The sequence below is a fragment of the Pantoea sp. Cy-640 genome (assembly GCF_011752635.1).
Classification (GTDB): domain Bacteria; phylum Pseudomonadota; class Gammaproteobacteria; order Enterobacterales; family Enterobacteriaceae; genus Pantoea; species Pantoea dispersa.
Map to the genome: position 1 here is coordinate 123,822 of NZ_VWXB01000006.1, position 20,275 is coordinate 144,096.

A 20,275-nucleotide genomic window follows, 5' to 3' on the forward strand; every position below is an offset into this window, starting at 1 on the left:
CTCCTTAATGCGCCAGGTCGTCAATCAGCGTCTGATTAAACTTCGCTGGCGCTTCCATCTGCGGCGCGTGCCCCATGCCGGGGAACTCAATCAGTCGCGCGCCGGGAATCAGCTGTGCCACCTGTTTGCCCAGCACATTGTAATGGCCGAGCTGCGCTTTCACCGCCGGTGAAGCGATATCGCTGCCAATCGCTGTGGTATCGGCCGTGCCGATCATCAGCGTGGTCGGCACCTTCAGATCTTTAAACTCGTAATAGACCGGCTGGGTGAAAATCATGTCGTAGATCAGCGCCGAGTTCCACGCCACTTTCTCATGCCCCGGTCCTTTATTCAGCCCGGCCAGCATCTGCACCCATTTGTCATATTCCGGCTTCCACTGGCCGCTGTAATAGGTGTGCTGCTCATATTTCTTAATGCCGGCCGCGTCGAGCTTCAGCTCGCGCTGATACCACTGATCCACCGAGCGCCACGGCGCGCCCTTCGCCTTCCAGTCCTCAAGGCCAATCGGATTGACCAGCACCAGCTTCTGCGTCTGCTGCGGATACATCAGTGCGTAACGCGTCGCCAGCATACCGCCGGTCGAGTGGCCAACAATCACCGCTTTCTCAACGCCGAGCTGCGCTAACAGCTGATGGGTGTTTTGCGCCAGCTGCTGGAAGCTGTACTGATAGCGGGCGGGTTTGGTGGAGGTGCAGAAACCAATCTGATCCGGCGCAATCACGCGATAGCCCTGCTGGCTCAGCGCGTTGATGGTGTCTTCCCAGGTGGCAGCGCAGAAGTTTTTACCGTGCATCAGCACCACTGTCTGACCATTGGCCTGCTGCGCCGGCTTCACGTCCATATAGCCCATGCTGAGCGACTGCTGCTGGGAGGAGAAGGCAAAATGCTGCAGCGGATGCGGATAGTGAAACCCCTCCAGCTGCTCGCCATACACGGCCTCAGCGGCCTGCGCGCTAAGCGTGCCGCACAGCATCGCTGACGTCAGCGCTACGCTCAGTAACGGTTTTAATCGAAAACGAAACGTCATGTGACCTCTTCTGTACAGGGGAAAAACCCTCAGTCTGGCACGAAAACCGCCGGTGGATATTGATGCGCCGTGCCGCCGCCCGGAACACCTTTGACTGTTAAGCCGCGCAAAGCGATAACCCATTTGCGTTAATAATAACGGCCGTAATTACGGCAACTATTCAACATCATCACAACATGTCGTCGATTAATTTCACGATAAACAAGACCAGTCTTGATGACAATTAATAAAAAAGCCATTTCCTGATAAAACTTTACGTTACGCCAGTGCTTAAAAAGTTTAATTTAATTACACTGTGTCGAGTTATTGGAGGACCATAATGATGCAGCAAAAATACAACCAAGGGGTGATTGATTCGGTGACCGAATGGATTATGGCCAACCTGGATCAACGTTTGAGCATTGATGATATTGCACTGAAATCTGGCTATTCCAAATGGTATTTACAGAAACTGTTTGCCCGTTACCATAACGAAACGCTGGCGCGTTATATTCGCAAAAAGAAACTGATTTGTTGCGTGAATGAGCTGAAATTCAGCCGCACACCGATTATCAGTCTGGCGGTTAAATACCATTTCGAAAGTCAGCAATCCTTTACCCGCTCGTTTAAACAGGTGATGGGCTGCACGCCGCTATTCTGCCGCAAACGCCAGCTGAGCGATGCTGCCGAAGCCCTGTTGCGCAGCAGTGACGATCCCTGCGCGCTGTGTCGCAAAGTCGGGTTTAATCGCAGCGAGCAGGAAAAACAAGTTGTTAATCCGGTAAGCGAAAATAATGGGAAGTTTCCAGCGCGTATTAGCTGCGCGGTACGTTAATCACGTCTGATATTTCGGGAAAATATTTATAACCACACAGGTTGAAGCGGCGCGATTTATTACGCTGGTGTTCAGGTGCACCGTGTCCACTCAGGCATTGCGCAATAAATTGCGCCGCTACGGTACGTGCAAAATGTCATTTCAGTGCCTTTCGACCGCACAGATTGTAGCGGCGCGATTTATTGTGCTGATGTTCAGTTGTACCGTGCCCATTCAGGCGGTGCGCAATAAATTGCGCCGCTACGGTACGTGCGAAATATCATTTCGGTGCCTGTCGACCGCACAGATTGTAGCGGCGCGACTTATCGCGCTGATGTTGAGTTGCACCGTGCCCACTCAGGCATTGCGCAATAAATTGCGCCGCTACGGTACGTGCAAAATGTCATTTCAGTGCCTGTCGACCGCACAGATTGTAGCGGCGCGATTTATCGCGCTGATGTTGAGTTGCACCGTGTCCATTCAGGCATCGCGCAATAAATTGCGCCGCTACGGTACGTGCGAAATATCATTTCGGTGCCTGTCGACCGCACAGATTGTAGCGGCGCGACTTATCGCGCTGATGTTGAGTTGCACCGTGTCCATTCAGGCATTGCGCAATAAATTGCGCCGCTACGGTACGTGCGAAATATCATTTCGGTGCCTGTCGACCGCACAGATTGTAGAGGCGCGATTTATCGCGCTGATGTTGAGTTGCACCGTGCCCATTCAGGCATCGCGCAATAAATTGCGCCGCTACGGTACGTGCGAAATATCATTTCGGTGCCTGTCGACCGCACAGATTGTAGCGGCGCGACTTATCGCGCTGATGTTCCGCTGCACCGTGCCTGTCCGGCCGGTAAAACCCTGTTATTTCTCAGCGCACCGGCTGGCCCGGCAGCAGCTTATCTGACATCAACTGGCGACAAACAAACGCGTCCTGTCGCGCCTGCTGCTGCTGTTGCGGCGACAAATCCTGCCACACCGTTTGCAGATGCTCGGCCAGCCCAGACTGGAAATGAATCTTCTGCAGCGCGTAATCCGAATTACCGCCTTCAATAATCTGCTGCATCGCCTGCGCGCTGTTATCGCGCCCGTCATGGGTCAGCGTACAAAAAGTCGCGATGTAGTAAGCCTTGTCCTCATCGCTGTAATGCGGCATCAGCCACCAGACCAGCGCACTGATAACCAGCAACAGCGGCAGCAGGAATTTGATTTTTAACATGGATTTATTGACCAGCTGAAAAAGAAAACGCCGCGATCTTAACAGATTCGCCGCGCCATGCCGTACGCCATTTTCAGGCTTTTCTCCGGCAGATTGAGACGAGGCTTAAGCGTGAATAACACCGATGCGCTTATAAAGTAGCCCACTTCATTTGCTTCATTATTCAGGGAAGAAAATCATGAGAAAAAGCCAGCTGGCACTGTTGATTAGTGCCTGCTTTATAAGCAGCTCACCCTATGCGGGCGTTATCCGCCACGATATTGATATGCAGGAATATCGCGATTTCGCCGAAAACCGCGGCAAATATAAACCCGGTGAGGTAAATATTCCAATTCATCGTCTGGACGGAGCACTGGATGGCTATCTTGAAACCCCCATGCCTGACCTGGCAGCCATTTCAACCCGGGGTGACCAGACTATCGTCTCGCCGACTTTTATTATTGGAGCAAAGCACGTCGGTTCTGGCTATGAAATGACCTTTGGCCACAATGCCCGCTTTGCACCGACCTATCACCGCATTCAACGTTATCCCGGTGCCGCTGACTTTGACAGTGCACGTTTAAGTAAAGCCGTAGTCGAGAGCGTCCCTTTACCTTACGTTTCCGGCGATCAGCTCAAGGCGAATCCTGGACGCTACACGATGTATTCGCGTGCGGGTGCGGGCATGCAATATAGGGAAAATCCGGAGACCGGTGAGATGGATTATTTGGCATATGCTCATCGATACAAAACGGGTGGAATGATTAAACCTGAAGCAGTCCGAGCCGACACCATGCTGCGTTGGTCCAGTTATGCTCCAGATTCGCCACGCTCTTCGCCTTTAGTTGTTGTACCAAGGGGGGGAGACAGCGGCAGTCCAGTGCTGGTATGGGATAATGTAGATAAACAATGGATGGCGGCTGGAACACATTTTTCCGGTAGTTCTGGCAGTGTTTACAACAGAATGTCACACAGCTCATTTATCGATACCGCAGTAATGGAAGCGGCAATGGCTGCCGTTCGCGATGCCGATGTCGAAGACCTCGCCGCCGCTGGCCCGTTGCGCTGGCAGCACGATGTGATTACGCAGGGTGAGCGCCATTGGCTGTGGCACGGTCTTGATGCCAGCCAGGCAGACATTGCGCCGGAAAAAAGCAGTGCGGCAGACCTGGCGGCCACCAAAGATCTGCGCTTTAACGGCGACGGTGGCATCATCGAGCTGGCGCAGTCGGTCAACCTCGGCGCGGGCTTGCTGCGTTTCTCTAACGACTACACCCTGCGCGGCGCAGGCGACGGCAACTTCAGCTGGGTCGGCGGCGGCGTTGAGGTCGACAAAGACAAAACTGTGCTGTGGCAGGTTAACGGCCTGCAGGACGATGCGTTGCACAAAATCGGCGCTGGCACGCTGCACATTAACGCCAGTGGCATCAATCCCGGCGCGCTTAACGTCGGCGACGGCACGGTCATCCTTGACCAGCAGGCCGACGCGCAGGGACGTAAACAGGCGTTCTCCACCGTCACCCTGTTCAGTGGCCGCCCGACCGTGGTGCTCAACAGCGCCGATCAGTTAAGCACTGACAACATCCGCTTCGGCTACCGCGGCGGTACGCTGGACGTAAACGGCCACGATTTGACCTTCGACGATATCCTGCACAACGACAGCGGCGCGCGCATCGTTAACCGCAGTCAGACGCTGGCGCATCTCGATCTCACCGGCGATAACCGCCTGTTCCTCGGCGAGCTGGGCGAAGCGGACTCACGCGATAACCTTAACGTGATCACCCATCAGCGCTGGCAGCTGGCCGGCGGCGCGCAGCTTAATCAGCTGGCGGTGGCCGACGGTGTGCTAACGCTGAGCGGCGAACAGGTTGAGCATGCCGGGAAAGTGTTCTTTGCCAATGACTGGCAGGACAAAACGTATCACATCAACCAGTTGCAGGTGGCGCAGGACGCCGCGCTAACCGTTGCTGAGCACGCCCACGTTACCGGCGATATCACGCTGGCCGACGAGGCCACGCTTAACGTGCTGGGCCGATCCACGCTGGCCGGCGACATCAACCTGAGCGGCACCGCTTCCAGCCTGATTGCCGATATCGCGCAGTACGTCAGCACGCTGGGCGAGCTGGCTTCCACCATCAGCGCCAATATCAGTGGCCAGGGCCGCGTGATTAAAAGCGGTGACGGCCGGCTGACGCTGAGCGGTGACGTCAGCAACCAGCAGGGCGTTGAGGTGCAGCAGGGCGAGCTGGAAGTGAGCGGCCGGCTGCACACGCCGCTGAATATGGCCACCGGCACGCTGCTCTCCGGCGGCGGCGTCATCAAGCACGCCAGCCTCGCCGATAACGTCACGCTGGCACCGGGCTGGAACAATGCGCCGGACAGCTGGTCAGCCATGCGCCTTGGCGATCTGCACCACGGGCGCGACATGGCGCTGGTACTGAACTCCGCGTTCCGCCAGGACGCCAGCGATCGCCTGCTGATCGATGGCGATCTGCAACAGCCGGACGATGCGCCGCTGTGGCTGACGGTAAAACCGCAGGCCAGCTGGATCGATAGCGATCGCAACCACAACGGCGCAGCGGATAACAATGAAGGTGTGTCGCTGGTGCAGGTCGGCGGCCAGGCGCACGCCGACAGCGTCCAGCTGGCCGGCAGCTATGTGGCGCGTGGTGCCTGGGCTTACGGTCTGTACGCCTTCGCACCGGGCCGCGCCAGTGGCGATGAGCGTCTGGTGGCGGGCGAAGGGGATCAGTTCTGGGATTACCGTCTGCAAAACATTCTGCTGGCTGAAGGGGATAACCGCGAACCTTATCTGCCGGAGCCGGAACCGCAGCCCGAACCACAGCCGCAACCCGATCCAGAACCGCAGCCGGAACCGGAAAATCCGCAGGTGCCGCAGCCAGAGCCAAAACCAGAGCCAGGTAAGGTGCGCGCGGCGGTGATTCCGCAGGTGCCGACCTATATCTCACTGCCCGCCGCCTTCCACAGCGTGACGCACAACCTGCAAGCGCTGTTCAGCAGCAGTGCGCAGCAGGCGGGCGCAGAGGGGCGTCCGGATCTGTTTGTGTCCGGCTACACCGGTGACGACCGCTATCACAGCGCGGGCGGCTTTATGGATTACGGCTACGATTTCCACAGCCGCTATCAGGGCTGGATGATTGGCAGCCGCTTCCCGCTTAATTCCGCGCTGGCGCTGAGCGTCGGCGTCAATAAGGGCAACCTGAGCATCACGCCGGAAGCGCGCGACGGTAACAGTCACGCCCGCATCGATACGCTGGGCGCCAGTGCGCTACTGAGCTGGCAGCCCGATCAGGGCCTGCAGCTGGCCGTGCCGGCTGGCGTGATGCAGTATCGCGGCAGCGTCAGCACCGACCTGCGCGGTAACGTAACGCAGCTGAAAGCGCGCGGCGCGAACCTCGGGCTCGACAGCGGCTGGCGCTGGCAGTCCGGCGCGCATGCGCTAACGCCGGTGGCCGGCGTGAATGCGCAGTGGCTCGATATCAATGATTTCACCGACAGCGACGGCGCACAGGTCAGCTACCGTAATCCGCTGCAGTGGCAGCTCTCAGGCGGCGTAAAATACGACTTCCGCCTCAACCAGAAGCTGAAGCTGGGCGCAGAAACGCGCTACGTGCAGCGCATCAGCCAGCGCGATCGGGTAGCGATTGGTGACGGCCAGCAGGCAGCGCACTTCGCCACCGGACGCGGCGGCAATAGCCTGCAATACAGCGGTTACGCCGGCTGGCAGGTGCTGGACAATCTGGAGCTCAACACCCAGCTTCAGGGCCAGCAGCGCCTGACGCAGGAAGGCCTCAGCGACTGGAATCTGCAGGCCGGTGTGAAAATCAGTTTTTAATCACGGCTCTCACCACGCATCAGCCCGGGACATGTCTTACCGGGCTTTTTTATGCTTTTCTGAAAAAAAACCAGACAAAACTTAATTGCCACGTTAGTCGGTCGCTTTAGGTTTGCGATTCTCGCTATTTTCATCCATGGAAGAGAATATGAAACTTACCCCGCTGACGCTGGTGATCAGTACGTTCTGTTATAGCCTTCCTGCATTCGCTGATGAGCGCACCCCTACCCTTCCTGCATCAGAAAATAATAATGTTAACGCTGCGAATATTCCGTTTCTGCCAGAGCCTTCGTCAGGTCAGACTACAGAGGAAATCCCTGAGCTGCCGCTGCTTGCGCAGGTCAGCCGCCAGACCGGCGAAGGGATTAAACAGCTTGGGAAAATCATCGCCCGCGGTTCGTGGTTTGATGAGATCAATCCGGCAACCTCGGGCCTGGTGCGATCCAGCGTGCTGGCCGGCAATAACAGCCATCATCTGTGGTATTACCGGTTACAAAACGTGGTTGTGACTGGTGAGCCAGACAATGGCATCCCTAATCTTATTGATATCCCGGGTGAAATAATGCCGGAACCCGATCCCGATCGTGGCGAAGCTGTCATAATACCTCCACCGCCGCCTCCCGAGCCGGAACCGCCACAGATCACACCCGCGCCACAAATCCCGACCTACCTCGCCCTGCCCAACATGTTGTATGCCCTCAACGACACCATGCAAACCCGCTTCCACTTCGCTGCCCAACAGATGAGTCTGGATGATCATCACAACCTGTTTGTCTATGGCTATAGCGGCGGCGAGCGTTATCGCAGTGCGCAGGGCGATAGCGATGCCACCAGCCGTTATCAGGGCTGGATGATGGGTGCGCGCTGGACGCCGGAAGCGGAACTGAGCCCGCTGGCCTTCAGTGCGGGCGTGCATAAAGGCGCGATGACTATGCTCTCAGATACGCCGACGGGGCGCAGCCAGCTGCGTATGCAAACCCAGGGCATTAATGCGCTGATCGGCATTCAGCCGCCTGAGGGCTGGCAGCTGGAGATACCGCTGGGGCTGACGCATTATCGCGGCACCTTACGCCATGAAACCCAGGGTGAAGTGGCGCGGATCAGCGCCGTTAGCGGCAATATCGGCGCAGAAGCCGGCTGGCGCTGGCAGCAGGATGCGCATAGCCTGATGCCGCTGGCCGCAGCCGGTGTGCAGTGGCTGCATATTGCGGATTTCACGGAGCAACAGGGGGCACAGGTGAGCTATCAGCTGGCGCCACAGTTCAGCCTGGCTGGCGGTATTAAGTATGATTATCAGCCGCTGTCGTCAGTGAAGCTGGGGCTGGAGGCGCGTTATGTCTGGCACAGCGGCAGGCAGAATACGCTGGATGCCGGTGATATGCGCGGATTACCGATTGAGCGCGCCCGCCACAGCGCCCAGCTGGGCGGTTACGTCAGCTGGCAGTTGCATGAGAACGTCGAGATCGGCACACAGTTGCAGGTGCAGCAGCGGCTGGATCGCCCCGGCGTGAGCGACTGGAATGTGCTGAGCGGAGTGAAAGTGGCGTTTTAAACCAGTAAAAGGATGCAGATTGTTGTAGCGGCGCGATTCATCGCGCATTTCAATTCCCGCACCGCGGCGGAATGCGCAATAAATTGCGCCGCTACCACCCGTGCGGTTATCAGCGGCATCACATGGAAGGGATATCTGCACGATAAGTCGCGCAATCATGATTTATTGCGGATGCGATTTCTGCACTGTCCAGTCGCACAAACCGTAGCGGCGCGATTTATCGCGCATTTTAATTACCGCACCGCGGCGGAATGCGCAATAAATTGCGCCGCTACCATCCGTGCGGTTATCAGCGGCGTCACATGGAAGGGATATCTGCACGATAAGTCGCGCCATATAGATTTATTGCAGATGCGATTTCTGCATGATCCAGTCGCACAAACCGTAGCGGCGCGATTTATCGCGCAATTTCAATTACCGCACCGCGCCATCACGACGCCTGCAAATAATGCACTACCGACTGGTTCAGCGTATCCAGCTTCTCTTCCAGCAGGAGAAGCCCTTCGCGGATGACCTCCTGATCTTCAGCGCTTTGGCAGGCGCGCTCGATCTGCCCGCACAGATCATCGATCTCGACAGCGTAAATGATCTGCGCCGATCCGCCCAGCCGATGCAGCGACGAGGCCAGCGCCGGCCAGTCCTGCGCATCAAAATGGCGCCAACACTGCTGCATATCGTTGCGGCTCTCCTCGCCGACCTTCTCCAGCATCTTCGCCACCATCGCATCGTCGTGATACACCATGGCGCGCAGCGATTCGAGCGACAGCAGCGAATCCAGCGCCGGCACTTCGGCGGCTGGCTCGTTGCTGCTCAGCAGCTCGGCCAGCTTGTCAATTTTCAGCGGCTTAAACAGGCAGGCGTTCATGCCCGCTTCCAGACAGCGCACGCGCACGTCCGACTGCGCATTCGCCGTCAGACCAAAAATTTTCACCGCGTTGCCGCTGCGGCGCAGGGTCTGCGTCAGTTCGATGCCGCTCATGCCCGGCATATTGCAGTCGGTAATGATCAGATCGAACGCCTGATGCGCCAGCAGCGCCAGCGCCTCTTCGCCGCTGCTGGCTTCGCTGATCTGCTGACCCAGCTCGCTGAGCTGGCTTCGCAGCAGCAGGCGGTTGGCCGGATGGTCGTCGACCACCAGAATATTCAGCTGCGGCAGCGCACGGTTGCGCGCCACGCGGGTTTTCTCCAGCAGCTTGCGCGCCCGGCGTGCCGGCATCATCACGTTAAGCTGAATCAGCGTGCCGCGTCCCGGCTGGCTGTTGAGGTTCATGGTGCCCTGCATCTTCTCCAGCAGCTGGGCGCTAATCACCAGACCAAGACCGGTGCCGGTCTGCTTGCGGCCCTCTTCGGTCTGGGCAAACGGCTGAAACAGTTTGGCCTGGTCGGCAGCGCTGATGCCCACGCCGCTGTCTTCGATCTCAATTTCCAGCTCCAGCGAACCGTCTTCCCACTCATGGCCGATCACCCGTACTTCCACGCCGCCTTCGTGGGTAAATTTGATGGCGTTATTGATGTAATTGGCGATCACCTGGCGGAAGCGCGCGGCATCGATAAACACTTCCAGCCCCGGCGGCGTGTCACTGTGGTAGTGCAGCGTCAGATTTTTGCCGCTGGCCATGCCGTCAAACAACCGCACTACCGGCAGCACCAGCTGCTCGGTGCTGACCCACTCCGGCATCAGCTCCAGCTGACCGCTCTCGATCTTGGCCATGTCGAGGATATCGCCAATCAGCCCCAGCAGCGTATTGGCCGACTCGTAGGCGATCTGAATGGCTTCGTTATCGCGCTGTTTGCGCCCTTCCAGCTCCAGCAGGCCGATGATGGCGCTGATCGGCGTGCGGATCTCGTGGCTCATGGTGGCAAGGAACGAACTCTTAGCGCGGTTGGCTTCATCCGCCACCTTTTTCTCCGCCTGCAGCGCCAGCATCAGCAGTTCGTAGGCGGTGACATCCTGCCAGCCGCAGATCAGCCCGGTGATATTGCCCTGCGCATCGCGCTGCTCCTGCGCCCAGTGGTGCACCATGCGCGCTTCGCTGCCGTTCTCGATCTCAATTTCCAGATCCTGGGCGGTATCGCCCCACAGACTGTTGTGCGCCAGCGCCACCAGCTCCGGATCGTTGACCGCTTCCGGGCTCATCAGCGGATAGAGTTTGCTGATGAGCGGCGACAGCGGATGGCGCTGATCGTAAAGCGAAAAGCTCAGGCGCTGCGCGTCAACGCCGGCAAAAAAGCGCTGAAACGCGCCGTTAGCACTGACCACGTTCCAGTTGCGATCCAGCACATAGACCGGCGTTGGCAGGCCATTCAGCAGCGCATCGCGAAAGCGCAGTTCAGCCTGCAGGTCAGCTTCAGCGCGACGGCGATGCTTCACCTCTTTGCCGCGATAGTAAACCCACGCCAGACAGGCGATCAGCAGCAGCGCGGTCAGCAGAGTGATGGCGTAAAACTGCGCGCGGTACAGCTGCCAGGTGGTGCGCGTGGTCTGTGGTGTGCCCTGCCAGCGGCTGGCAATCAGCGAGATTTCGCTCGGCTGAATGTCGGCCAGCGCCTTATCAATAATGCTCAGCAGCTCCGGCTGATCGCGGCTGACGGCAAAGCTCAGCTCCACCGGCGGCAGCGCCAGGCGCGACACGATTTTCAGCGGCTGCTGCGCGTAGCGCGCCAGTAACGTGTTCACGCTCAGCTGGTTATCGATCAGCCCGGCAACCTTGCCCTCCTGCAACAGTTGCAGCGCCAGGCTGGCGTTATCCACTTCAGACAGCTGCAGCGTGGGGAAACGATCCAGCAGCGCCTGACGCGCCGGATTGCCTTTGACGATGCTGAGCTTCATGCCGGGATAGAGCGCCTGCGGCGCATCAGGCTGGTCCGGCACCAGCAGCACCAGCGGCACCTTCAGGTAAGGTCGGGTAAAGCGCACCGCCTCCTGATGGCCGCCATCCTGCGCCACCGCCGCCAGCATTGCTACCTGATGCTGCTCCAGCTGCTGTACGCCGTCACGCCACGAATACGCCGGCACCGGGGTGAAAAACAACCCGGTGCGCAGCTGGATCAGATGCAGCAGATCGGCGCTGATCCCCTGAAATTCGCCCTGCTCATCCAGCAGCGCCAGCGGTGCAGAGAACGGATTGAACGCCACCTTCACCTGCGTATGCTGCTGCAGCCACTGCTGCTCGCGCGGCGTCAGGCTGAGCGGATCCTGCAGTCGCCAGACGTCCGGCCGCTGCGTCCACTGCCGCGAAATCAACCGATGCTGTTCGCCGGGAATGGCCACGATGGCGGCATTCAGCGCTTGCAACAGCGGCTGATTATCGGCTTTCACCACCAGACGGCTGCCGTATAGTGCGTCTTCCGGCAAAATCGCGGCCAGCGCCAGCTGATTGACATAGCTGCGCTCAATCAAAAACGTCGCCGCCTGCAGGCTGCCGAGCGCATAGTCCGCTTCGCCACTGGCCACCGCCGCCAGCGCCGCCTGGCTGGTGGGATAACGCACGATGGTGGCGTCAGGGAAATGCTGTTTGATTTGAGCATCGGTAAGTGAGCCTTCACGCATGGCGAGGCGAAGCGGCGCATCATAGGGCACTGGCTGTGAGGCCTGCTTTTCAGTAGCAATCACCACCGGACGGTTGATGAGAAAACTGTGTGTTGCCCTGAAGGCCGCCGCATCGTGCAGTTCGCGCCCCGGCGAGCTAAACAAGGCGTCCGCCGCGCCGCTTTTCACCGCCGCCTGCGCCGCCGCCTGGCTGGGATAACGCACCATCACCGCCTGTAAGCCAAGATTACGCGCCAGCAGCTGCAGATAATCGGCATAGATGCCTTCCACGCTGTTACCGCTGCCCGCAGCCTCCTGATAGATCAGATAAGGCGGCAGCTCCGGCGTCCACACCGCGATGCGCAGCTCATGTTTGATGCGCAGCCAGCGCCACTCGTCACCGCTCAACTCAATATGCAGGGGTGCCAGCTTTTCACGGCTGAACAACTGAAATATCTCGGGCTGCGGCTGGGCGGCCAGCAGCGGGCTCAACAGCAGCAGAAGCAGGGTGACCAGGCGCAGCATCGCTACTCCATGTGATTACGATTGGCGAAGGCAAAGAGATCGCGCAGGCTTTTGCAGTGCAATTTCTCCAGCAGACGGCCTTTGTAAGTTGAAACCGTTTTATTGCTGAGATTCATGCGGTTAGCGATGCGCATGTTATCCAGCCCCTTCAACAGATAAGTGAAGACCTGAAATTCCTGCGGCGAGAGCGATTCCAGCAGCCGGATATCGGGATGAGTGCTGCTCTGTTCCGGTGGGGCATTAATACCGGCTAACGGAAAGTAGCCATAACCATTTTGTGCCGCCCGAATTGCGGTGATGATTTCCGGCAAATTGTCTTTTTTACTGATAAAACCATTTGCGCCACAGCGAATACTCTGTATTGCATAGAAACTCTGATTCTTACCTGAGACGATAATAATAATACCCGGAAAACTCCTGGCGCGCAGAGTTTTTACGACTTCAATACCGTTTATCGAGTGAATATCAATATCCATCACCACAATCTCCGGGTAATGCTGATCAACCAGCTGGAGTGCTTCGCGACCATCATCAGTTTCAGCAATTAAAGTATGCCCTTCTTTTTCAAGTAAAAAAGTTACAGCCATACGCGCCATGGGATGATCGTCGACGACGATAAAGTTCGCCATGATTCATTTCCTGTCAGTAGCCAAATATAAACTTTCTCTATCCAACTATTAGACTAATAAATTCAACAAATAATCAATAATAATCAAATAACAAAACGTAGGCCACGTCCTACACGGCACCGATGAACAATCCCATATCTTTGTAAGAACATTAATCGTATGATCTTCATGTCGCAATTAATCACCCTGTAAAAAATTTCACAAACCGCCATAAAATAAGAGCATAAAAATGGGAATGGATATTCTGTTCAACGCTGGTGACGATAATAAACCAAAAAAAATCATTATTGCGTTAAGCTGCAATTTTGCACTGACGGGTTTACACGAGCTTTGCTGTTCACTCCCGGGATGTGAAGTGCAAACGATACAGGGTGCGCCAGAAGCAATATCAGATGAGCTCATGTTTAGTTATGCCGATTTAGTGATTACTGACCTGCCTCGTGATGCGGCAGGTCTGGCAGAGTTACTTCTCATTCCTGAATGGTTCAAAGGCAGCACGTTGATTTTATTGGATGAAGAAGCTAAGGCGATGCGTCGTACACTCCTGGATGCAGACTTCAGTGATGTGGTAATGAAAAAAGAAAAATTAACGACGCTGCATCAGGTAATACATAATCTGCTGCAAGCTAACCCTGAATCGATTGAAGAACAGTTAATCGGGAAAAACGCCCTCATACGTGAAAAACGCGTCATTTGCGCTTTGTTACGTGGAGTGAAGCCGTCTTTGATTGCCCGAGAGATGGGACTTCACCCACGTGAAATCAGTCGCAGCAAAATTAACTGCCTGGCTAGAAGCGGTTTTTCATCGCTTAATGCCATGCTGGCGTGCGCATCAAGAACATCATAATGACGTCATTTTTAGTTAATAAAATTTTTTTGCGTTAACAGCGCTCGGTTTTTAACCCAAAGGGAATAATCCGATAACAACTAAATGCTAACTTTAACAGCGCGACACAATTTTGTTGTAGCAGCATCCTTTCAGGCTTAAATTTCACCTGCCATGGCCGTGTCCAAAGCAAATCAGACGTTGATACAACCTATCCATACATCGCCTGTCTGGTCAAACAGGAAAAATTTCCCGGCTGCAGGGCTAATCACCAGCCTTATCTTACACCTTTGCGGCTGTAGTTCCCCCAGCGCCAGCGTGCGCGCGTCATTGAAATCCGTCACCAGCGCCGGAAAATGCGCCATGCCGTTAATCTGCGCCCGGTACTCGCGCATCATGCCGCGTCGCAGGTGCAGCACATCATTATTGAGCCAGCGCGGCAGGCTGTTCGCCAGCTGATGCGCGGCCACCGGCCCGCCGGTGTAAGCCAGCAAACGCACGCGCGCCTGGCGCGGCGGCTGAATAAAGTGGTGAATGAACCAATCCATGTATGCGTCTTTCATCCCTGCGCTTCCCCTGTGCTGACCGGCCGGCCTCAGGCTATTTTAAGGACTGGCAGGTTTAAGGTTAATGAGACCAGGCCTACGCGCCGGTCAGTGCAGTCTGACAAATGGGGGGATTCTTAGTCGTTTGGGTTTGGGTTTGCCCTCACCCCGGCCCTCTCCCGCAAGCGGGAGAGGGAGCGGTCCGCTGCGGGTGGGGAATGCAGTGCATCACATAAGTTAACCAGGAAGGCGCAGCGGGTGGAAATGTGAAAGGCATGCACCGCCCAGTTCCCTCTCCCGCAAGCGGGAGAGGGAGCGGTCCGCTGCGGGTGGGGAATGCAGTGCATCACATAAGTTAACCAGGAAGGCGCAGCGGGTGGAAATGTGAAAGGCATGCACCGCCCAGTTCCCTCTCCCGCAAGCGGGAGAGGGAGCGGTCCGCTGCGGGCGGGGAATGCAGTGCGTAATATTCGTTAACCAGGAAGGCGCAGCGGGTGGAAAGTGTGAAAGGTATGCACCGCCCAGCTCCCTCCCCAACCGGCACTGGTCAGTTCCCTCGCCCGCTTGCGGGAGAGGGTTAGGGTGAGGGAAAAACCACTCGACTATTAAAAAATTAAACCGCCTGCGCGCACGCCCATGCCGAACTCCACGCCCACTGGAAATTGTAGCCGCCGAGCCAGCCCGTCACGTCCACCACTTCGCCAATGAAATAGAGCCCCGGCACGTCGCGCGCTTCCATGGTCTTTGACGACAGCTGCGAAGTATCCACGCCGCCCAGCGTCACTTCGGCGGTACGATAGCCTTCGGTTCCGTTTGGCTGCACGCGCCACTGGTGCAGCGTAGTCACCAGCTCGCTCTGCTGCTTGCTGTTAAGCTGCTTCAGCGTTACGTCCGGAATCTGCTGCAGCTCCTGCAGCACTTCCACCAGCCGCTTCGGCAGGATCTTCGCCAGGCTGTTTTTCAGGCTGAGGTTGGGATGCGCCGCACGCTGCACGTCGATAAAATCGTCCAGCGCGGTCTCCGGCGACAGGTTGACGGTGACAAACTCGCCCGGCTGCCAGTAGCTGGAGATCTGCAGCACCGCCGGACCGGACAGGCCGCGGTGGGTAAACAGCATTGCCTCTTTAAACAGCGTGCCGTCCTGAGCGGTGATGGTGGTCGGCAGCGCCACGCCGGAAAGCGTGTTCAGCTGCTCCAGCAGCGGCTTGTGCAGCGTAAACGGTACCAGCGCGGCGCGCGTCGGATGGACGCGCAGGCCAAACTGTTCCGCCACCTTATATCCGAACGGCGTTGCCCCCAGTCCCGGCATTGACAGACCACCGCTGGCGATCACCAGCTTTTCCGCCTGCACCGCCGAGCCATTCAGTTGCAGCGTGTAACCGTCGTCGTCGCGCGCCACGCTCAGCACTTCGCTGCGCAGTCGCAGCGTCACCTGGCCGGCTTCACACTCCTTCAGCAGCAGATCAACAATCTGCTGCGCCGAATCATCGCAGAACAGCTGGCCGAGAGTTTTCTCGTGCCAGGCGATGCCGTGACGATTAACCAGATCGATGAAATCCCACTGGGTGTAACGCGCCAGCGCCGATTTGCAGAAGTGCGGATTATGCGACAGATACGCCGCCGGTTCGGTGTACAGATTAGTGAAGTTGCAGCGGCCACCGCCGGACATCAGGATTTTGCGCCCTGCCTTCTTGCCGTTATCCAGCAGCAGCACGCGACGGCCCAATTGCCCGGCCTGCGCCGCGCAGAACATGCCGGCCGCGCCTGCACCAATGATGATAACGTCAAACTTTTCCACTGCCTTAACCCACCTGATTGAAAGGCGCTGATTGTAGAGATCTGCGGCTTTTCGCGCCAGTGACAAAAAATTGCCGTAAATGTGTCATATTGTAACTTGCTCATTTTGCGGTCTTTTTGCCATTAATTACCTGCCGGATGACAAATTTAAGACAAAAAAGAGCTATATTTTTCTTTCCCATAGCGCACGTTGTCGCAGATAATGCGCCGCGTTCATGTCCTCCAAAATGGCGTAACGTTTATGCTACATCTGTTTGCTGGTCTTGACCTAAGCACCGGCCTGTTATTGGTTCTTGCTCTGCTGTTTGTGTTGTTTTACGAAGCAATCAACGGCTTTCACGACACTGCCAACGCGGTCGCTACAGTCATTTACACCCGTGCGATGCGGGCGCAACTGGCGGTTGTGATGGCCGGTGTGTTCAACTTCTTAGGTGTGCTGCTCGGCGGTTTGAGCGTGGCCTATGCCATCGTGCATATGCTGCCAACCGATTTGCTGTTGAATGTCGGTTCGGCGCATGGGCTCGCCATGGTGTTCTCCATGCTGCTGGCGGCGATTATCTGGAACCTCGGTACCTGGTATCTCGGCTTACCGGCGTCCAGTTCCCACACGCTGATCGGCGCCATCATCGGTATTGGTCTCACCAATGCGCTGATGACCGGCACGTCGGTGGTGGATGCGCTGAACCTGCCGAAAGTCATCAATATTTTCCTCTCCCTGATTCTGTCGCCGATTGTTGGTCTGATCATTGCGGGTGGCCTGATTTTCCTGCTGCGTCGCTACTGGAGCAGCACCAAAAAACGGGCTCGCATCCACATGACGCCTGCTGACCGCGAGAAGATCGACGGCAAGAAAAAGCCGCCGTTCTGGACGCGTATCGCGCTGATTGTCTCCGCCATTGGCGTGAGTTATTCGCACGGTGCCAACGACGGTCAGAAAGGCATCGGCCTGATCATGCTGGTGCTGATTGGCGTCGCGCCGGCGGGCTTTGTGGTGAATATGAATGCCTCCGGTTATGACATCACCCGTACGCGCGACGCGGTGAATCATCTGGAGCAGTATTACCAGCAGCACGGCCAGTCGCTGACGCACATCGTGCAGATGGCGCCACCGGCAGTGCCGACGCCGGAAGAGTCGCTCGGCGGCCCGCAGGAGTTCCATTGTGATAGCTCCCGTGCGCTCGATGCGATTAACCGTGCGCAGGGTCTGCTGGGTAATCTGCAGAGCTACAGCGATCTCACACCTGACCAGCGCGGTCAGATGCGTCGTCTGCTGCTGTGCATCTCCGACACCGCGGACAAAGCCGCTAAGCTGCCGGAGACCAGCGCCGACGATAAGCGCTTCCTCAATAAGCTGAAAGGCGATCTGCTCGGCACCATCGAGTATGCGCCGGTCTGGATTATCGTGGCGGTCGCGCTGGCGCTCGGCATCGGTACCATGATTGGCTGGCGCCGCGTGGCGACCACCATCGGCGAGAAGATCGGTAAAAAAGGCATGACGTATGCGCAGGGCATGTCGGCCCAGGTAACGGCAGCGGTGTCGATTGGTATCGCCAGCTACACCGGGATGCCGGTTTCGACCACGCACATTCTGTCATCGTCGGTTGCCGGTACCATGCTGGTGGATGGCGGCGGTCTGCAAAGCCGCACCATCAAAAATATCGCGATGGCCTGGGTATTCACCCTGCCGGTGTGTATTTTGCTGTCTGGCTCGCTGTACTGGATTGCGCTGAAGCTGATTTAACGCTTCAGCGTTGCACGGTTCTGTCGTGATGCGTTGCGAATACAACACAGCGCGCCGCGACAGAACCCGCTCCCCCTCTCAGTGCCAAATCGCTAAGGCGATCAGGCTCACCACCACCAGAAAACACAGCCCGCTGGTCAGAACAAACTGACCGCGCACCCGCTCGCAGCGACGAATAAATTCATCGTCGTGATGATCGCGATAGCGTTTCTCCCAGATATAGCGCACCAGCCGCACCTGCTTGCTCGGCTGACCGTGGGACGTAAAGAAACCGGCACCATCAACATACTGATACAGCAACGGATCGCACCCGCGCAGCACCGCCAGCAGTGAGCGCAACGATGAGAAGTAACGCGCCATATTCACCAGACAAACCACACACAGAGCCCAAAAAAGCGCGATAGTGCTGATCATGTTCCCCTCCCGGCTGGAGCCGCAATGACGTTACCTGCAGCGGGGAAAAGCTGCAGACGCCCCACGGGAAATAAGCCAGCCACAGATGAATCGAATTGCATTGTTGTTATGCGGACCTGAGCGCGCTACCCGGACGGGAGTGGCCCTCATTTTCAGTGTAGGAGATCTGTTTAAATTTTTTCCAGCGATGATTTTCGTTCAGCGCGAGCGAAAAAAGCGATAACCCATGATCTGACTCACAGCCGGGCTTCGGTTTGCAGCATTTGCTACCCACTCTGGCTATACTCGGGATATAACAATTATTCGCCTGCGTGGCTGACATTGTGGTTGGTGGCGCTTCATCGCCGTTACGCGCAAAGGATTACGCCAGCCGAACGGCAGAAATTCGGGTTGCCCCAGAATCTTGAGAAAGGAGTTTTATCATGGCTTATAAACACATCCTGATTGCAGTAGACCTTTCCCCGGAAAGCCAGTTACTGGTTGATAAAGCGGTATCACTGGCCCGTCCTTATGATGCAAAAATCTCGCTGATTCACGTTGATGTGAACTATTCAGATCTCTACACCGGGCTGATTGACGTCAACCTCGGCGACATGCAGAAGCGTATTTCGGAAGAGACACACACCGCGCTGCGCGAGCTCTCCACCAATGCCGGTTATCCGATTAGCGAAACCCTGAGCGGCAGCGGCGATCTCGGCCAGGTGCTGGTGGACGCGATTAAAAAATACGATGTCGATTTGGTGGTGTGCGGCCATCATCAGGATTTCTGGAGCAAGCTGATGTCGTCGGCGCGCCAGCTGATCAATACCGTGCATATCGATATGCTGATTGTGCCGCTGCGCGACGAGGAAGAGGAATAACCGATAAAAAAGCCCCTCGGACCGAGGGGCAAAAGACTGCAATAACAGAACAACTCCAACATGGCTTAGGGAAATGAGTGACGCTTACGGCTGTTGGTTCAGCGCCACCCGTACGACTACCCGGCGATTCGGCGCGTTACAGGCAATCTGCGCGGCGCGCGATCCTTCACAATACTCCACCACCGGTTCACTGCTGCCCGCGCTGCTGGCACGGATCACCGTGGCCGGCAGGCCGCCGTCAATCAGCATCTGGCGTACCGTAGCAGCGCGCTGCTGGCCGAGCTGGCGGTTGGCGCTGGCGTTACCAATCGGGTCGGTGTGACCAATCACTTCAAGGCTTTTCAGCTCGGCGCGATCGCGCTGCAGCTCGGCAATCAGCGCACCGACCGCGCGCCGGCCAGCGGCGGAGATATCGCCGATGGACGATTTACCAAAATTGAACAGCACGTCACCGGCCAGCACGTAGTCTTTGTAGCTGCGCGGCGCGAGGTTGTCACACTTCACGACCGATGATGCACGCGACAGTGCGTGAATCTGCTGCTGCGCCCCGTTGAGTTCCCGCTCGGCCTGCTGGCGGCTGACCACCTGCGGCTGGCCAGTGGTGACGTTGCCGAGGCGCACAAAGTAGGTGGTGCCGCCGGCAAAGTTGTCGCGCCACGCCTGGGCGCGCTTACCGCTGTAACGCGGCGCGTCTTTCATGTAGTTATCCAGCGAGTGGCTGCCCGGTTTGAGGCAAAAAACACTGAAGCCACCCGGCAGCAGCGCGGTCTGGAATTCGCCGTCGACATACACGTGCGCCGCGTCTTTGCCCGTCTGGGCAAGGGTGCGGTAGTACACCACCTGGGTCTGGGATGCCGGCACGCCGCTCACCGGCTGATACAGTTCGCCGAACGGTTTTGCTGCCAGCGCGCTATGACTAAAAGTGGCGGAACCGGCCAGCAGTGCGGCCAGCAGGGTAAGGCTGAAAGTTTTCATAACTC

16 protein-coding genes are annotated in these 20,275 nt (G+C 57.1%); 8 read left to right on the plus strand and 8 right to left on the minus strand.

Going from position 1 to position 20,275, the window contains the following annotated elements; all coding sequences use genetic code 11:
- Positions 1–4 precede the first annotated feature (4 nt).
- Positions 5–1,027, minus strand: coding sequence for an alpha/beta fold hydrolase (locus F3J36_RS16470; RefSeq protein ID WP_166720045.1), 1,023 nt, complete (start codon positions 1,025–1,027; stop codon positions 5–7).
- Between the two features lie 319 nt (positions 1,028–1,346).
- Here F3J36_RS16470 and F3J36_RS16475 point away from each other — a divergent pair, with 319 nt between their 5' ends.
- Both F3J36_RS16475 and F3J36_RS16480 read left to right on the plus strand, forming a co-directional pair.
- On the plus strand, positions 1,347–1,841 hold the full coding sequence (locus tag F3J36_RS16475) for a helix-turn-helix domain-containing protein (RefSeq protein WP_058759336.1): 495 nt from the start codon (positions 1,347–1,349) through the stop codon (positions 1,839–1,841).
- Positions 1,842–1,923: 82 nt separating this feature from the next.
- Complete coding sequence (locus F3J36_RS16480; RefSeq protein ID WP_166720046.1) at positions 1,924–2,730, plus strand: hypothetical protein; 807 nt, start codon at positions 1,924–1,926, stop codon at positions 2,728–2,730.
- Here F3J36_RS16480 and F3J36_RS16485 read toward each other — a convergent pair.
- Complete coding sequence (locus F3J36_RS16485) at positions 2,695–3,042, minus strand: hypothetical protein (RefSeq protein WP_088516543.1); 348 nt, start codon at positions 3,040–3,042, stop codon at positions 2,695–2,697. The genes F3J36_RS16480 and F3J36_RS16485 overlap by 36 nt on opposite strands.
- Before the next feature lie 178 nt (positions 3,043–3,220).
- Here F3J36_RS16485 and F3J36_RS16490 point away from each other — a divergent pair, with 178 nt between their 5' ends.
- The 3 genes from F3J36_RS16490 to F3J36_RS16500 all read left to right on the plus strand — a co-directional run bounded on the left by F3J36_RS16490 (position 3,221) and on the right by F3J36_RS16500 (position 8,942).
- The gene (locus tag F3J36_RS16490) at positions 3,221–6,877 is read left to right on the plus strand and encodes a S6 family peptidase (protein WP_166720047.1); all 3,657 of its coding nucleotides are present in this window, start codon (positions 3,221–3,223) and stop codon (positions 6,875–6,877) included.
- Between the two features lie 148 nt (positions 6,878–7,025).
- Positions 7,026–8,429 (plus strand): autotransporter outer membrane beta-barrel domain-containing protein, encoded by a 1,404-nt coding sequence (locus F3J36_RS16495; RefSeq protein ID WP_166720048.1) that lies wholly within the window; start codon positions 7,026–7,028, stop codon positions 8,427–8,429.
- A 12-nt stretch (positions 8,430–8,441) separates the two neighbouring features.
- The gene (locus tag F3J36_RS16500; RefSeq protein WP_166720049.1) at positions 8,442–8,942 is read left to right on the plus strand and encodes a hypothetical protein; all 501 of its coding nucleotides are present in this window, start codon (positions 8,442–8,444) and stop codon (positions 8,940–8,942) included.
- Here the strand turns inward: F3J36_RS16500 and F3J36_RS16505 are convergent.
- Both F3J36_RS16505 and F3J36_RS16510 read right to left on the minus strand, forming a co-directional pair.
- Positions 8,860–12,483: a response regulator gene (locus F3J36_RS16505; RefSeq protein ID WP_166720050.1), complete on the minus strand. Its 3,624-nt coding sequence runs from the start codon at positions 12,481–12,483 to the stop codon at positions 8,860–8,862. The genes F3J36_RS16500 and F3J36_RS16505 overlap by 83 nt on opposite strands.
- A 2-nt stretch (positions 12,484–12,485) precedes the next feature.
- Complete coding sequence (locus tag F3J36_RS16510) at positions 12,486–13,112, minus strand: response regulator (RefSeq protein ID WP_088516538.1); 627 nt, start codon at positions 13,110–13,112, stop codon at positions 12,486–12,488.
- Between the two features lie 229 nt (positions 13,113–13,341).
- Here F3J36_RS16510 and F3J36_RS16515 point away from each other — a divergent pair, with 229 nt between their 5' ends.
- On the plus strand, positions 13,342–13,959 hold the full coding sequence (locus F3J36_RS16515) for a hypothetical protein (RefSeq protein ID WP_141097305.1): 618 nt from the start codon (positions 13,342–13,344) through the stop codon (positions 13,957–13,959).
- Positions 13,960–14,132: 173 nt separating this feature from the next.
- On the opposite strand, the gene F3J36_RS16520 is transcribed toward F3J36_RS16515, so the two are convergent.
- Together F3J36_RS16520 and F3J36_RS16525 are read right to left on the minus strand one after the other, a co-directional pair.
- Positions 14,133–14,486 carry a hypothetical protein gene (locus F3J36_RS16520; RefSeq protein ID WP_166720051.1) on the minus strand — a complete coding sequence of 118 codons (354 nt, stop codon included), beginning with the start codon at positions 14,484–14,486 and terminating at the stop codon, positions 14,133–14,135.
- 610 nt (positions 14,487–15,096) lie between these two features.
- Entirely contained in the window at positions 15,097–16,281 is a 1,185-nt protein-coding gene (locus F3J36_RS16525; RefSeq protein WP_166720052.1) for an NAD(P)/FAD-dependent oxidoreductase, read from the minus strand.
- Between the two features lie 240 nt (positions 16,282–16,521).
- On the opposite strand from F3J36_RS16525, the gene pitA reads away from it, so the two are divergent.
- Positions 16,522–18,021: an inorganic phosphate transporter PitA gene (gene pitA / locus F3J36_RS16530; protein ID WP_021508108.1), complete on the plus strand. Its 1,500-nt coding sequence runs from the start codon at positions 16,522–16,524 to the stop codon at positions 18,019–18,021.
- A 78-nt stretch (positions 18,022–18,099) separates the two neighbouring features.
- Here pitA and uspB read toward each other — a convergent pair whose 3' ends face one another.
- The gene (gene uspB / locus F3J36_RS16535) at positions 18,100–18,435 is read right to left on the minus strand and encodes a universal stress protein UspB (RefSeq protein ID WP_010618665.1); all 336 of its coding nucleotides are present in this window, start codon (positions 18,433–18,435) and stop codon (positions 18,100–18,102) included.
- A 422-nt stretch (positions 18,436–18,857) separates the two neighbouring features.
- Here uspB and uspA point away from each other — a divergent pair, with 422 nt between their 5' ends.
- Positions 18,858–19,295 (plus strand): universal stress protein UspA, encoded by a 438-nt coding sequence (uspA, locus tag F3J36_RS16540; protein WP_021508107.1) that lies wholly within the window; start codon positions 18,858–18,860, stop codon positions 19,293–19,295.
- Between the two features lie 84 nt (positions 19,296–19,379).
- Here the strand turns inward: uspA and F3J36_RS16545 are convergent, their stop codons facing one another.
- Positions 19,380–20,270, minus strand: coding sequence for an OmpA family protein (locus tag F3J36_RS16545; protein WP_088516533.1), 891 nt, complete (start codon positions 20,268–20,270; stop codon positions 19,380–19,382).
- Positions 20,271–20,275 lie beyond the last annotated feature (5 nt).